This is a genomic window from Candidatus Aalborgicola defluviihabitans (genome assembly GCF_016705985.1).
In the GTDB taxonomy this organism is placed as follows: Bacteria; Pseudomonadota; Gammaproteobacteria; order Burkholderiales; family Burkholderiaceae_C; genus Allorhodoferax; species Allorhodoferax defluviihabitans.
Genome location: NZ_JADJKN010000006.1, coordinates 232,644 through 246,045, shown reverse-complemented (window position 1 = coordinate 246,045; position 13,402 = coordinate 232,644). Strand labels below are relative to the sequence as shown.

General features: G+C 60.1%; 13 protein-coding genes. 8 read left to right on the top strand and 5 right to left on the bottom strand.

Translation table 11 applies throughout. The features are described from left to right. The first annotated feature begins 7 nt into the window (after positions 1–7). Positions 8–1,297: an alpha/beta fold hydrolase gene (locus tag IPI80_RS08785; RefSeq protein ID WP_413859164.1), complete on the top strand. Its 1,290-nt coding sequence runs from the start codon at positions 8–10 to the stop codon at positions 1,295–1,297. Positions 1,298–1,309: 12 nt separating this feature from the next. On the opposite strand, the gene IPI80_RS08780 is transcribed toward IPI80_RS08785, so the two are convergent. The 3 genes from IPI80_RS08780 to purM form a co-directional block, all read right to left on the bottom strand. Then, positions 1,310–2,098, bottom strand: coding sequence for a head GIN domain-containing protein (locus tag IPI80_RS08780; protein ID WP_413859162.1), 789 nt, complete (start codon positions 2,096–2,098; stop codon positions 1,310–1,312). Positions 2,099–2,278: 180 nt separating this feature from the next. Continuing rightward, positions 2,279–3,181: an AAA family ATPase gene (locus IPI80_RS08775; protein WP_413859160.1), complete on the bottom strand. Its 903-nt coding sequence runs from the start codon at positions 3,179–3,181 to the stop codon at positions 2,279–2,281. Between the two features lie 167 nt (positions 3,182–3,348). After that, a complete protein-coding gene (purM, locus tag IPI80_RS08770) occupies positions 3,349–4,398 on the bottom strand; it encodes a phosphoribosylformylglycinamidine cyclo-ligase (RefSeq protein ID WP_413859158.1) in 1,050 nt (349 codons plus the stop codon). Between the two features lie 102 nt (positions 4,399–4,500). On the opposite strand from purM, the gene IPI80_RS08765 reads away from it, so the two are divergent. From IPI80_RS08765 to folK, 5 genes are read left to right on the top strand one after another with little or no spacing between them, the layout of a single operon-like run. Beyond that, positions 4,501–5,583, top strand: coding sequence for an AI-2E family transporter (locus IPI80_RS08765; protein WP_413859156.1), 1,083 nt, complete (start codon positions 4,501–4,503; stop codon positions 5,581–5,583). A gap of 10 nt (positions 5,584–5,593) precedes the next feature. Further along, positions 5,594–6,292 (top strand): DnaA regulatory inactivator Hda, encoded by a 699-nt coding sequence (gene hda / locus IPI80_RS08760; protein ID WP_413859154.1) that lies wholly within the window; start codon positions 5,594–5,596, stop codon positions 6,290–6,292. Continuing rightward, positions 6,292–7,002 carry an HAD family hydrolase gene (locus IPI80_RS08755; RefSeq protein ID WP_413859152.1) on the top strand — a complete coding sequence of 237 codons (711 nt, stop codon included), beginning with the start codon at positions 6,292–6,294 and terminating at the stop codon, positions 7,000–7,002. The genes hda and IPI80_RS08755 overlap by 1 nt, the downstream gene beginning before the upstream one ends. A 39-nt stretch (positions 7,003–7,041) precedes the next feature. Then, entirely contained in the window at positions 7,042–8,661 is a 1,620-nt protein-coding gene (gene pcnB / locus IPI80_RS08750) for a polynucleotide adenylyltransferase PcnB (RefSeq protein WP_413859150.1), read from the top strand. A gap of 11 nt (positions 8,662–8,672) precedes the next feature. After that, the gene (gene folK / locus IPI80_RS08745) at positions 8,673–9,143 is read left to right on the top strand and encodes a 2-amino-4-hydroxy-6-hydroxymethyldihydropteridine diphosphokinase (RefSeq protein ID WP_413859148.1); all 471 of its coding nucleotides are present in this window, start codon (positions 8,673–8,675) and stop codon (positions 9,141–9,143) included. A gap of 54 nt (positions 9,144–9,197) precedes the next feature. On the opposite strand, the gene IPI80_RS08740 is transcribed toward folK, so the two are convergent. Beyond that, complete coding sequence (locus tag IPI80_RS08740; protein WP_413859145.1) at positions 9,198–11,096, bottom strand: diguanylate cyclase; 1,899 nt, start codon at positions 11,094–11,096, stop codon at positions 9,198–9,200. Between the two features lie 11 nt (positions 11,097–11,107). Beyond that, positions 11,108–11,563: a RidA family protein gene (locus IPI80_RS08735; protein ID WP_413859143.1), complete on the bottom strand. Its 456-nt coding sequence runs from the start codon at positions 11,561–11,563 to the stop codon at positions 11,108–11,110. A 269-nt stretch (positions 11,564–11,832) separates the two neighbouring features. Between IPI80_RS08735 and IPI80_RS08730 the strand changes: the two genes are divergently transcribed. Then, positions 11,833–12,909, top strand: coding sequence for an RHS repeat-associated core domain-containing protein (locus tag IPI80_RS08730; RefSeq protein ID WP_413859141.1), 1,077 nt, complete (start codon positions 11,833–11,835; stop codon positions 12,907–12,909). Beyond that, positions 12,906–13,361, top strand: coding sequence for an Imm26 family immunity protein (locus IPI80_RS08725; RefSeq protein ID WP_413859139.1), 456 nt, complete (start codon positions 12,906–12,908; stop codon positions 13,359–13,361). The genes IPI80_RS08730 and IPI80_RS08725 overlap by 4 nt, the downstream gene beginning before the upstream one ends. Positions 13,362–13,402 lie beyond the last annotated feature (41 nt).

Below are 13,402 nucleotides of genomic sequence, written 5' to 3'. Positions count from 1 at the left end.
CCCTGTCATGATGCTTGCCACGCACCACATTCCCGGCTTGGTTCTGCGTGAACACAGTTTTGACCTTCCGCTGGATTACGCCAACCCCGGGCAGACCCTCAAGGTCTATGTGCGGGAGGTGGTTGCCCCTGGCAGGGAAGATGCCAACCTGCCGTATTTGGTGTACTTTCAGGGCGGACCGGGGTCGGGTTCACCGCGCCCCTTAAGTCCCTCGGGTTGGCTGGGGCGCGCCTTGCAAGACTACCGCGTGCTGCTGCTGGACCAGCGTGGCACCGGGCGATCCACACCGGTCACGGCGCAGACGCTGGCGTATCTGCCCGATGCCCAGGCGCAAGCCGATTACCTGATGCACTTTCGCGCGGACTCCATCGTGCGCGATGCCGAGGCCATTCGCCAGCAATTGATTGGAGAGCAGCCCTGGACCATCCTGGGTCAAAGCTATGGCGGTTTTTGTGCCATGCACTACCTGAGCGCGGCGCCCCAGGGTCTGCGCCAAGTGTTGATCACTGGTGGCATTCCCTCGCTGTGGCGGCCAACTGATGATGTTTACCGCGCCACCTACCGGCGTGTAGCCGACAAGAACCACCTGTATTACCAGCGCTACCCCGGTGACGTGGTGCGGGTGCGCGCCATCGTGGACCATTTGCTGCAAAACGATGTGCACCTGCCCGGTGGTGGGCAGTTGACTGCGCGCCGCTTCCTGCAACTGGGTTTGCAATTTGGCATGAGCGACGGCTATGAGGCCGTGCACTACCTGCTGGAAGATGCCTTTGTGGCCGGTCCACAGGGGCAAGCGTTGCTCAACTGGAACTTTTTGTGTCACCTGGAGCAGATGCAGAATTTCGATACCAACCCGATCTATGCCTTGCTGCAAGAGGCCTGTTACACCCAGGGTATGGCCAGCCAGTGGTCGGCCGAGCGGCTGCTTCCAGAGTTTCCCGCATTTGCCCTGGAAGGCACTGGCCCGGTCCTGTTCACGGGTGAAATGGTGTACCCGTGGATGTTTGACTGCTACACGCAGTTGCGCCCACTGAAAGCGGTGGCCGAATTGCTGGCGCAGACCGACGCCTGGCCCGCCCTGTATGACCTGGAACGTCTGAGCCACAACACCGTGCCCGTGGCCGCCGCCGTCTACTATGACGATATGTACGTGCCGTGCGAGTTTTCGCAGGAAACGGCCCGATGGGTGCCCAATATGCGGCTGTGGGTTACCAACGAATACGAGCACAACGGCCTGCGGGCCGATGGCGGCGCGGTACTGGGCCGTTTGTTGGCCATGGCGCGTGGCGAGGTGTAAACGCCACGTTGTTTACGCAACCGGCGGCTTGACGCCCAAGGCCTGGACCCGGCCTGAGCCGATCACTGAAACCGTTGGATTGATGCCCTCACCGTAGTAACGCACATCGCCCGAACCGGCGATGCTGACGGTGAGTGCTTGACGAACCCACAGGTTGGCATTTCCAGACCCGGCAATGTCCACGGTGGCTTGCTGGGCTGCGAAGTGCGCAGCCCGGAAGTCGCCCGAACCGGCGATGCTGACCTTCAGAGCCTGCCCGGTACCATGGACTTCAAAGTCTCCACTGCCGGCAATGGACACCGAAAGGCGCTCGCTGCGCAAATCCTGGATCGCAATATGGCCCGAACCGGCGATGGAGCCATCCAGCCGGGGTGCCTGCAGGCTGTTTGCCGATAGGTCGGCTGACCCCGATACCGATAGGCTGTCCACCTGCCGCAGGTACACCGTCAGGCGAATCTGGTTGGTTCCGGTTACGCGATAACCTTTGGCCCAGCGCAGCTGCAGTTCTCCCTCTTCGACTACGGTTTCAATCGCTGCAAGCAGGTTGTCATCGGCCTCGATATCGACACCTTCACTATTGCCCTGCACCAGTTTTACCGTGCACGGCAGGCTCGCAGCGACGGCATGAAAGCCCGTTGCGGGACGTTTGTCCTGTACCACCCGGCCCGATCCACGGATGGATGGCTTGTCTGAAAATGGCCAGGCCAGTGCGGGCGTACTGGCACCGAGCAAATAGCTGCCGCCGGCCAACGTTGCCAGAGCGGTCAGGGTTTGCCGCCGAGTGGGGAGGGCGTCGCGCATATGTGTCTCCAGTGCCAGGCCACTGCAGCCCGTTGCATGCACTGTAGGTTGGCAGTCGTCCCTTGGCACTCACTTTGCGACGAATGGCAGGTGTGAGCGAAAGGCTGCAACCGTGCTGGATGAACGGTGCTGCGCTGGTTGCCCGATGGGGTGCCCAAATCAGGACACCATCAACGGATGTCAGTGACGCAGCAGGAACTGCGGCACGCCAGTGCGCTCGCGCGATGCGTTGCGGGGCATTGCGGGCAACTCGGCTCCCTGCTGCGAAGAGACTGGATTGGATGTGGCAAAAACCGACAAACGGTTGCCATGCACCATGGATTCCTGGGCCGGCATCAAACTAACCGCCCGTGGCGTGTTGAGGCGCTCGGCCGTTGAGTCTTGCTGCAATGGTGGCGAATTTGCCGGGATGGGCTTTGCGGGTGCCATGGTTGCTGTTGGCGCTGGTGTGGCATTGGCAACTGGAAACAGCCACTCCAAAATTGGCTCCCATTGCAGCAGGTCAGCGGCACTGCTGGTGGCACGCAGATCAAATACGGTTTGGCCGTTTTCCAGGCTGCGCACGTAGGTTTGGGTTTCCCGTAGCACACCCAAAAATGGCACATGCTGTTCGTGTGCCCAGTCACGCAGCACTTGCGCGGCGTGGGTACGGGCATCAATGCGCATGCCAACCACCCCGAGACGGCAACGTCCGGATGCAATGCGCGGCAGGGCCAATAGTTCTGCCAGGCAGGAGCTGGCCGATTCACGGTCAAACAGGGAGCTGCATACCGGCATGATGATCGCGTCAGTGGACATGACCACCTTGGCCAGCTCGAAGCCCTGCATGCCGCCGGGCGTGTCCAGCACCACATGGGTGACACCCGCGGGCACTTTGAGAATATTTCTTTGATCAATCGCCCAAGCCGCAATGGCTGGCAGGTTGGCGTCCCTGCGTTTAAGCCAGGCGCGGGCGCACTGCTGGCGGTCCACGTCGCCCAGCATGACTGCCTTGCCCTGGCGGGCCAGCCAGGCGGAGAGGTGGGTAGCCAGGGTACTTTTACCGCTGCCACCTTTGCGGTTGATTACTGCGATCACCGGCATGGAGGATCCAATTGTTTTGCCAACAGAACCAGCAGTGTGTAGTAAAAAGTGTCAAATGTCCAGTAAACAGGGCGTATGAAGCTATTGATTTACTAGCAAGAATATGCAATTTTCACGTGATACGCTACCCTCGGTGGGGCCAGAAGGCCGTGCGGGAAAGCTTGGCTTCAGGCAACGACCACGCTGGCAGCACTGCCCTGAGGAGCAATACGGCCGATGGTGTAAATCGTTTCACCCGCTGCACGCAGGGTGTCGGTGCAAGCGCTGGCGTGGGCGGAGTCAATGACCACGACCATGCCGATGCCGTTGTTGAAGGTGCGGTTCATCTCGATGTCGTCAATGCCGGCGGTCTTTTGCAGCCAGGCAAAGAGTTCGGTCTGGGGCCAGCTGCCCTTGGTCAGGTGGGCGGCCATGCCTTCTGGCAGCACGCGGGGAATGTTCTCCAACAGGCCGCCGCCGGTGATGTGGGCCAGGGCCTTGATCGGGTGTGCTTCCAGCGCCGCCAGCACGTTTTTCACATACAGGCGGGTCGGTTCCATGATGGCTTGCTTAAAAGGTTTGCCGTCCAGGGTGGCTGGCACCGTTCCCGCCTGTTCGGCGCGTTCGATGCATTTGCGCACCAGGCTAAAGCCGTTGGAATGCGCACCGCTGGACGCCAGGCCCAGCACCACGTCGCCCGGTTGTACGTTGGCACCAGTCAGGATTTTGGATTTTTCAACCGCACCCACGGCAAAACCGGCCAGGTCGTATTCGCCGGCAGGGTACATGCCAGGCATCTCGGCGGTCTCACCGCCAATCAGGGCGCAACCCGATAGCTCGCAGCCTTTGGCGATGCCACCGACCACCGCAGCAGCGGTATCGATATCGAGCTTGCCGCAGGCAAAGTAATCCAGAAAGAACAGCGGCTCGGCGCCCTGCACCAGCACGTCGTTGACGCTCATGGCCACCAAGTCGATGCCCACGGTGTCGTGCATGTTCCATTCAAAGGCCAGTTTGAGCTTGGTGCCCACGCCGTCGGTGCCGCTCACCAGAACTGGCTCCTTGTAGCGCTTGGGCACCTCAAACAGCGCGCCAAAGCCGCCAATGCCTGCCAGCACGCCTTCGCGCATGGTTTTTTTGGCCAGCGGTTTGATGCGTTCTACCAAGGCATCGCCCGCGACAATATCGACGCCGGCGTCTTTGTAAGACAGGGGAGTGGGGGAGCTGGATTGGGTCATGAAAAGTGGCTTACAAAGACTGATCGGGCCAAGCCCGAGGCTGATCGGGCCAAGCCCGATAGAATTTGCCCAGATTTTAAGGGTTCGCCCTGCCATTCCTGTATGCAATTGAACCTGACCCAGAAAAGATTCGCCACCTGGTGCCTGATAGCGGCGCTATTGGGCCTTGTGTTGTGGTTGCTGGCGCCCGTGCTCACCCCCTTTGGGGTGGCCAGTGTGCTGGCCTATGCCCTGACGCCTTTGGTCAATTGGATCGACGACCTGGGGCGCGGGCGGATTCCACGCCTGCTGGCCGTGTTGGTGGTGGAGCTGCTGTTCATCTTTGTTCTGGTAGGCATCTTCCTGCTGATGATTCCTATCTTCGCCAAGGAATTGCCACTGATGCGCGAACAACTACCCGTGGTGCTGGAGAGTGTCAATTCGGCGGTCAAGCCCTGGCTGCGGCAGTTTGGCATTCACCTGTCGTTGGATGTTGCCAGCATCAAATCATTTGCCATGAAGTATTTCAACGCGAATGTGGAAGACGCGCTGACGTCGGTGCTGACCTCGCTCAAGATGGGTGGCAGCGTGGCCTTCACCATCATCGGTAATGCGATCCTGATTCCGGTGGCGCTGTTCTATTTGTTGATGGACTGGCCGCGTTTCATGGACCAATTGCGCAATCTGATTCCACCCCGCTTGCGTGCAGGCAGCGACAGCTTTCTGGCCGAGTCCGACGCCGTGCTGGGCCAGTACCTGCGTGGGCAGTTGCTGGTGATGCTGGTGATGGCGGTTTTTTACAGCGTGGGCCTGTCCTTGTTCGGGTTGGAAATGGCGCTGCCTATTGGTCTGTTCACCGGTTTGGCCATGTTTGTGCCCTACGTTGGCTTTGGCTTGGGTCTGGTGCTGGCAACCTTTGCCGGTTTGCTGGAATTTTCCGCCACAGTGGGTATGGCGCGCGCCGTCGTGATGGTGGCGGTGGTGTACGGTGGTGGTCAGGTGCTGGAGGGGTTTTTCCTCACGCCGCGCCTGGTGGGCGAGCGTATTGGCCTGCATCCGCTGGCGGTCATTTTTGCCTTGCTGGCGTTTGGCCAAATTCTGGGTTTTGTGGGAGTGCTGGTGGCACTGCCGTTAAGTGCCGTGCTGCTGGTGGCCATTCGGCGTGCCAAATCGGGCTATTTGTCGAGCCGGTTGTTCAAGGGCTGATGGTTTGACCATGAAGCAAATTGCGCTGGACATCGGACTGCCTACCGGCCCTACGTTGGCCAATTTTTGCGCCGGGCCCAATGAGGCTGCTTTGCGCCACATGGAGTTGTGGGTGGGGGCCAAATCGGGTGCTGGTGCAGAATTGCCAACGCGATCCCCCGTGCCAACCTATTTTTGGGGAGCGTCCGGCAGCGGCAAAAGCCATCTGCTCAAGGCCGCCCGCGAGGCCCTGCGTGAGCAAGGTGCGCGTGTGGGCTGGCTGGACGCTGGCGTGCTGGAGCCAGCAGAGTTCAGCGAATCCTGGGCCGCTGTGGTGCTTGACGATGTGCACCTGTATACCGCGCAACAGCAACACATGGCTTTCAATTGGTTTGTGAATGCCCAGACCCACCAGCGTCCGGTGCTGGCTGCCGGCGAATACGCCCCTATTGACCTCAAGCTGCGTGATGATTTGCGTACCCGGCTGGGTTGGGGCCATGTATTCAATCTGCAGCCTTTGAGCGAACCCGAACGGCGCGCCGTTCTGCGCAAGGCGGCGGATGCCCGTGGCGTGTTTTTGAGCGACGAGGTGATGGACTTTATGCTCACCCGATTCAGCCGCGACCTGGGTAGCCTGATGGAACTGCTGGAACTGATGGACGGCTACGCCCTGCAGACCCAGCGCGTCATCACCGTCCCATTGATCAAATCCATGATGGACAACCATTGATGCTGCCAATCCCTGTAAGCAACGCGAAGCCCCGCGTAACCCTGTTTGACCTGGACCATACCCTGCTGCCCATGGACTCGGACCATGCCTGGGGCGACTACCTGATTAGCCTGGGCTGGGTTGATGCGCTGGAGCACAAGCGTCGCAATGACGCGTTCTATGCCGACTACCAAGCCAGCCGGCTCGACCTGAACGAATACATTCGCTTCTCCACGGCCCCCATTGTTCTTCAAGGCGCTAGCAATTCGATAGCTGCACACGATGGTTTCATGAGGGCTGTGGTTCAAAATGCCATAAAGCCCCAGGCGCGGGAGCTGGTTCGCCAGCACCAGGCGGCGGGTGACGCGGTGTTGATCGTCACCGCTACGAACGAATTTGTTACCCGTCCGATTGCCAAGGCGTTTGGCGTTGACGAGCTGATTGCCGTGGAATTGGAGCGTGACGGGGCATTGGATGGCACCGGTTGGTACACCGGGGCCATTAAAGGGGTTGCGTCTTACCAGGGTGGCAAAGTCACCCGGGTGGAGCAGTGGCTGCATGCGCGGGGCTGGGATTGGGATACGGTGCACACCACCTTCTACTCCGACTCACCCAACGATTTGCCGCTTCTGGAGAAAGTGGATGTGCCCGTGGCCACCAACCCCGACGCGCGTCTTCGTGCCGTGGCGCAGGAGCGCGGATGGCGCATACTTGAGTTGTTTGGCGCCTAAAAAAGCGCCTGCCTTGAAGAATACGCCGCGCCCGCATCCATGATCAAAAAATTTATCGACCGCCTCCTGGGTAAAACACCCGCAACCGCCTCTGGCAAAAAACCCAAATTTGGCAAACGGGTGGACGTGCCCGTGGCCACCCACGGCATTGACCCGAACCTGGTAGATGAACGCGCTATCAACGTGGTGCGCACCCTGCACCAAGCCGGTTTCGAGGCTTACGTGGTGGGTGGCGCCGTGCGCGACCTGCTGGTGGGCATGCGACCCAAGGACTTCGATGTGGCCACCAACGCCACGCCCGAACAGGTCAAGGGCTTGTTTCGCCGGGCTTTCATTATTGGAAGACGTTTTCGCATCGTTCACGTGGTCTATGGCCGGGGCCGCGAGCATGAGGTGATTGAAGTCTCCACCTTTCGCGCCTACCTGGACAACGCTGCCGCCGAGCAGGTGGCTGGCAATGAGCGCACCAGCAAGAGTGAGCTTGCCGGCATGAAGCACGCCGTGGACAGCACGGGCCGCGTGCTGCGCGACAACGTCTGGGGCCCGCAGGAAGAAGACGCTGTGCGCCGCGACTTCACCATCAACGCCATGTACTACGACCCGCAGACCCAGATCGTGGTCGACTACCACAATGGTTTCAAGGACGTGAAGAACCGCGTCATCCGCATGATCGGCGACCCGGCCACGCGCTACCGCGAAGACCCGGTGCGCATCATCCGCGCCGTGCGCTTTGCCGCCAAGTTAAGCGCCCTGGGTTTCACATTGGAGACTAAAACCGCGGGGCCTTTAATCAAGTCGCAGACCCTGTTGGCCGATGTGCCGCAGAGCCGCTTGTTTGATGAAATGCTTAAGTTGCTGCAGACTGGTCACTCGATGGCGTCCATCGAGACCCTCAAGAAGTTGGGCATGGCCAAAGGTATCTATCCGCTGCTGGATGTGGTGGTGGAACGTGCCGGGCAGCCCTTTGTCAACGCCGCTCTCAAAGATACCGACCGCCGCGTGGGCGAAGGCAAGCCGGTGGCGCCCAGCTTCTTGCTGGCTTGCGTGCTGTGGGCCGACGTGCGCGATGGCTGGGCTCGCCGTATGGAACAGCAGCAAGCCTCCCACCCGGCACTGATGGACGCCATTGACGATGTATTCCACGCCCGCATTGGCGATGTGTCCGGTGGCGGCAAGCTGGCCGGTGACATGCGCGAAATCTGGGTTATGCAACCGCGCTTCGAGAAGCGCGTGGGCAGCAGCCCCTTTGGCATGGTGGACCAGGCGCGTTTTCGGGCCGCGTTCGATTTCATGCGCCTGCGCGCCGACATTGGCGAGGTGGATGAAGTGCTGGCAGACTGGTGGCAGGAGTTCAGCATGGCCGACGACAACCTGCGCCAGGACCTGGTGGACCAGGTCCGTGAAGAACAGCAAAAGCAGCGCCGCGCCCCGCGCGTGCACCGCGTGCCGCGTGGTGAAACACCGGTCGATTCCGCTGCCAGCGCGGCAACACCGGGTACCGCTCCATCGCCGCGCCTTGACGCGCCGTTGCTGGATGGCGAAGCCGGTGGTGAAGCCCCTGCGCGCAAACGCCGTCGCCGCCGTCGCCCCAGTGGTGGTCAGGGTGGAACGCAGGGTGGGGGCAATCCCGAATCCGGAGCGGGTAGCAGCAACAGCTAATACTGCTGGCCATGCGCACACCGGTAACCGCCTACCTTGGCCTGGGTGCCAATCTGGGTGATGCGCAGGCCACGCTGCGCACCGCCATTCAGGCTTTGAGCCACTGTCCCGGCGTTACCGTGACGGCCCAATCTGCGCTGTACCGCACGGCCCCGATCGATTCCAGTGGGCCTGACTATGTGAATGCTGTGCTGGAAATCAGCACCACCCACACCGCACCGGCCCTGTTGCAGTGCCTGCAAGGTATTGAAGCCGCCGCTGGGCGGGAGAGGCCCTACCGCAACGCGCCGCGTACTCTCGATCTGGACATCTTGCTGTATGGCGATGGGATTGTTCACAGTGCGTCGCTGACGGTACCGCATCCGCGCATGTGGCAGCGCGCCTTTGTACTGGCTCCACTGGCCGAAATCGCGCCCCAACGTGTTCCGACAGAGATTTTGCGCGCCGCGCTGGATCAGGCTATCGAACGAATCGGTTGGTAGCGCGTATGAGTGGTATGACCGAGACCAAGGCCAACCGCAATCACCTCTGAACTTTCAACCAAGCGTCGCGGTGCGCACACAGTTGCGTCCCGCACCCTTGGCTTCATACAAGGCATGGTCGGCCGCTGCCAGGAAATTTTGCACGGTTTGTGTAGGATGTGGCACAGCGCAAACCACGCCAAAGCTGGCGGTGATGCGTAGCAGCTTTTCCTCAAACCGTATTTCCATCGACTCGATGGCGGCCCGCAGTTCCTCGGCCATGTGCAGCGATTGCGCCATGCTGGTCGCGCTCAAGACAATCACGAATTCTTCACCGCCATAGCGGGCCAGGATGTCGCCTGCGCGGTGGATGCGCGTGCGCAGCAGGTCGGCCAGGGCGCGCAGGCAGGCATCCCCGGCCAAGTGGCCATGGGTGTCGTTCACACGCTTGAAATGGTCAATGTCAAGCATCATGACCGTCAACGGCGTGCCTTGGCGGGTAGCCCGGCGCAGCTCGCTGGCGATGCTGGTGTCAAAAAACGCTCGGTTGCCAATTTGCGTAAGCCTGTCGGTGGTGGAGAGCAGTTGCAGGCGGTCATTGGCGGACTTCAGTTGCTCCAGCGTGGCGTTGAGGTCGTTGGTGCGTGAGGCCACGCGTTGCTCGAGCTCCCGGTTCGCGTGTTCGGTGGCCTGGATCAGCGCTTGCTGGCTGGCGCGGGCACTGCGCTCGTGGCCCAGGGCCACGGCCTGCGCGTTGAGGCGCAGGGTGCGATCGTTGTTGATCCGGTCTGCCAGGGTGAACGACAGCAGCACCACCAGCAAAATGATGCCAATTTGCGAAGCGTTTTCGGTCCAGCCGTTGAATGCAATCCAGCCTTGCTTGCTGGCGCTGAGCACCGCCAGCCCGATCAGGATGGCGGTCCAGGCCAGGCAATAGAACCGCGCAAATTTGGCGCCGCGCAACCAGCGCCAGTAGCCCAAAAACAAGGCTATGGCCGCGGTGGGAACTGCCACGGACGCGCCCACGCGGATGGTCCAGCTATACGGCAGCACAAAGGTCACCAACAGCAACAATGCATAGAACCAGCTCAGGCTGCGCACCAGGTAGAACGCGGGTTTGGAAAACGAACGCAGCCGCAAGAAATTCTCGGTGAAGAGGCAGGTAAAAAAGGCGGAACTGGCAACAAAAGTAGAAATGGCAAGGCTGTTCCAGCGCACCGCCTGCGGCCACACGTAGGCAAAGGCGTAGCCGGTCAGCGACAAATGGAACATCAGGTAGCTTGCAACAAAACCGATGTAGTAGATGTAGTTGATGTCCCGGGTGGAAAAGAACACGAACAGGTTGTAGATAACCATGACCAGCAGCACGCCGATGACCGAGCCCTGGGCCAGGTTCTCATCGTTGCTGGCTGCGTAAAAACGCACCGGGTCCCAGATGCGCAGCGGTGCTTCTATGGTGCCAGCCGATGCCAGGCGCAGGTAGATCTGGTTGATGCCGGGCACCAGTTGCACCGGCATGATGAAGTTGGGGTGCCGCACCACGCGCTGCGCAAACGGCGATTGGGCGCCCAGTGTGTAGTGAATCTGGAGCACGCCACCCACGTATTGGTAGAGCTGCACGTCTTCCAGGTAGGGGATGGGCAGCTCGATGAAACGGGCCAGCGTTTGTGCGTCCCGATTGTCGATCTGGAAACGAAACCAGTAGCTGTCGTGGGTGAAACCAAAGTTTGGTGACTGCCGGTCAATGCGCTGCCAGGCTTGCGCAGGCGACTGCACCTGCTCGATGGACAACGTGCCGGTCGGGTCCACCAGCACACCCATGCGTGCTCCCACCTCTATACGCGAGGGCGCGCTCGATGTCAGTGCCTGCACTGGGAAGTTGGCCTCTTGTGCAACTTGTGCAGCCGCTTGCAAGGGCCAGCCCACCGCAACGGCCAGCAGCCAGAACCACAAGCCGAACCGCAGCAGGCGCATGGCGGGCTCGTTTAGACCAGTTCGGCGATCAGCTCGATTTCCACGCACGCCCCCATGGGAATCTGGGCCACGCCAAAGGCGCTGCGGGCGTGTGCGCCCTTGTCGCCAAAGACCTGGCCAAACAGTTCACTGGCGCCATTGGTCACCAGGTGCTGCTCGGTGTAGTCGCCGGTGGAGTTAACCAGCGACATCAGCTTGACGATGCGTTTGATGCGACCCAGGTCGCCCACCGCAGCGTGCAAGGTGCCCATCAGGTCGATGGCGATGGCGCGCGCGGCGGCCTTGCCTTCTTCGGTGGTCATGTTCTTGCCGAGTTGGCCAACCCAGGGCTTGCCGTCCTTCTTGGCGATGTGGCCACTCAAAAACACAAGGTTGCCGGTTTGCACAAACGGCACATAGGCAGCGGCGGGAATGGATACGGGTGGCAGGGTGATGTTCAGGCTGGTCAGGGTGTCGTAAATGCTCATGGTCGCTCCATCGGAATAGTTGAGTGTAAAAATGGCCTCTAGCCCTCGTCAAATATGCGTAAATAGCTATACTAATAATAGCAAGTTGCGTTGGAAACGGTAATGGGCCGGGTAGCAGAAATGGGGATTGTGACTGATCTAGCACGGTCACACCCACTGTAAGGGTGTGGTGTGTGCCATCGTTTCTGGCCGCCCCGACTATCGCTTGAAGAGTCATAGAAAAATGGGCACTACCGGCTCGGCGCAACGGGCGTGCGTTCAGAGCTGGCTTGTGTCACCGGGGCGCACAGGGCAGCGGCACCCTGATCAACTACACCGCAGACTGCAGCGGCATCAGCGCCAATGGCAACGCATCACCCATCACCGTAACGGGCCTGACGCCCGGCGCCAGCACCACCTGCAAGGTCAGGACCTTCACCACCGCAGGCGTCAGCGCCTGGTCCAACGCATCTGGCGCCGTAGTGATCAGCACCTCGGAAGTGACCTACTTCCACAACGACATCTCCGGCAGCCCCATGCTGGCCACCGACGCCAGTGGTGCCGTGGTCTGGAAAGAAAACTACCGCCCCTACGGCGAGCGCATCAACAACCCGGCCAGCAGCAACGCCAACAACAAGCTGTGGTTTGCGGGCAAGCCCTTTGATGCGGCCACGGGGCTGTCTTACATGGGAGCGCGGTACTACGACCCGGTGCTGGGGCGGTTTATGGGCGTTGATCCCGCTACTGTCGATCCAGGCAATGTTCACAGCTTCAATCGGTACGCTTACGCCAATAACAACCCGTACAAGTATGTTGATCCGGACGGGCATAGTCCGATTGATGTAGCGTTCCTGATTTACGACTTGGGTAAGCTCGGCGTGGCTGTATACACCGGCGTTGGTGTCGGGCACGCACTGGTAGACGTAGCACTAAGCACGGTGGGCGTTGCTAGTCCGATTCCTGGGGCCGGTCAGGCGCTCAAGGCAGCACGTGCGGTAGAGCATGGCGTGGAGGCGGCGCGGGGTGCGGAGCTTGGTATCAAGGCTGTGGCTGTGGCTGAGGGTGGTGCGGTTGCAAAGGGCGGAACGTATGTTCTAAAAGATGTGGAAGGTACTGTTGTGAAAACAGGGCGATCAAAAGACCTAGCTCGTCGGGAAGCCGAGCATGGTCGCAATCACCCTGACAAAACGTTTGAAGTCGACAAACGTACTGACCGCTACGAAGCCCAGAGGGGGCGTGAGCAAGACCTGCATGACGCACACCCTAGTGCTCATGCCGAAAATGGGGGGCTCGATAAGATGAACGGCATAAGTAAAAGTAACCCCAGACGAAATGAATATTTGGGAGCGGGGCGAGAATTGCCATGAAAAAAAAACTTGTAGTTTTAACTGGATCTGTCTTCCTCATTCCACTGGCAACGGGTGGGTTCGGTATCGGTGTGCTTATGCGCGCCGACGGTAAAGGGCGGGCTTGTGGAGCATTTTTTGGCCCACGAGTCTCAGGCTCCTCCGATGTTGAAATCTCCGATCTTCGACTTGAGAATGCCGTGCTTGTGTGTCGTTTCGGGGACTATGGTTTGCATACCCAGCGATGGCCCGTCGTGGGCTCAATTCCAAACTGGAGTGCAAACCCCTGGCCGGTGTCTAAATTCTTTCGGCGTCACGACAACCCTGAACTTTGCTTTGTGTCAGAGTACGATGAAAAGTTAGACCTGCTTTCTGAACAAGTGTTGCCAGCGAGGGAGGTCGCGGGCCTTCCAGAGGACGCGCAATTCGGATCGGGTGTAGTTGAAGCTAAGCTGGACAAACTTTTGCGTTAGACGCAAGTAGGGTCGCTCCAACGTCGGAACCCTCTGCCAGC

What these genes read in the sequence shown, in the direction of transcription:
- IPI80_RS08740 (WP_413859145.1), bottom strand. Translation starts at nt 11,096, where the DNA reads ATGCGCCTGCTGCGGTTCGGCTTGTGGTTCTGGCTGCTGGCCGTTGCG.
- IPI80_RS08775 (WP_413859160.1), bottom strand. Translation starts at nt 3,181, where the DNA reads ATGCCGGTGATCGCAGTAATCAACCGCAAAGGTGGCAGCGGTAAAAGT.
- IPI80_RS08735 (WP_413859143.1), bottom strand. Translation starts at nt 11,563, where the DNA reads ATGAGCATTTACGACACCCTGACCAGCCTGAACATCACCCTGCCACCC.
- IPI80_RS08785 (WP_413859164.1), top strand. Translation starts at nt 8, where the DNA reads ATGATGCTTGCCACGCACCACATTCCCGGCTTGGTTCTGCGTGAACAC.
- purM (WP_413859158.1), bottom strand. Translation starts at nt 4,398, where the DNA reads ATGACCCAATCCAGCTCCCCCACTCCCCTGTCTTACAAAGACGCCGGC.
- IPI80_RS08765 (WP_413859156.1), top strand. Translation starts at nt 4,501, where the DNA reads ATGCAATTGAACCTGACCCAGAAAAGATTCGCCACCTGGTGCCTGATA.
- IPI80_RS08755 (WP_413859152.1), top strand. Translation starts at nt 6,292, where the DNA reads ATGCTGCCAATCCCTGTAAGCAACGCGAAGCCCCGCGTAACCCTGTTT.
- pcnB (WP_413859150.1), top strand. Translation starts at nt 7,042, where the DNA reads ATGATCAAAAAATTTATCGACCGCCTCCTGGGTAAAACACCCGCAACC.
- IPI80_RS08725 (WP_413859139.1), top strand. Translation starts at nt 12,906, where the DNA reads ATGAAAAAAAAACTTGTAGTTTTAACTGGATCTGTCTTCCTCATTCCA.
- folK (WP_413859148.1), top strand. Translation starts at nt 8,673, where the DNA reads ATGCGCACACCGGTAACCGCCTACCTTGGCCTGGGTGCCAATCTGGGT.
- hda (WP_413859154.1), top strand. Translation starts at nt 5,594, where the DNA reads ATGAAGCAAATTGCGCTGGACATCGGACTGCCTACCGGCCCTACGTTG.
- IPI80_RS08780 (WP_413859162.1), bottom strand. Translation starts at nt 2,098, where the DNA reads ATGCGCGACGCCCTCCCCACTCGGCGGCAAACCCTGACCGCTCTGGCA.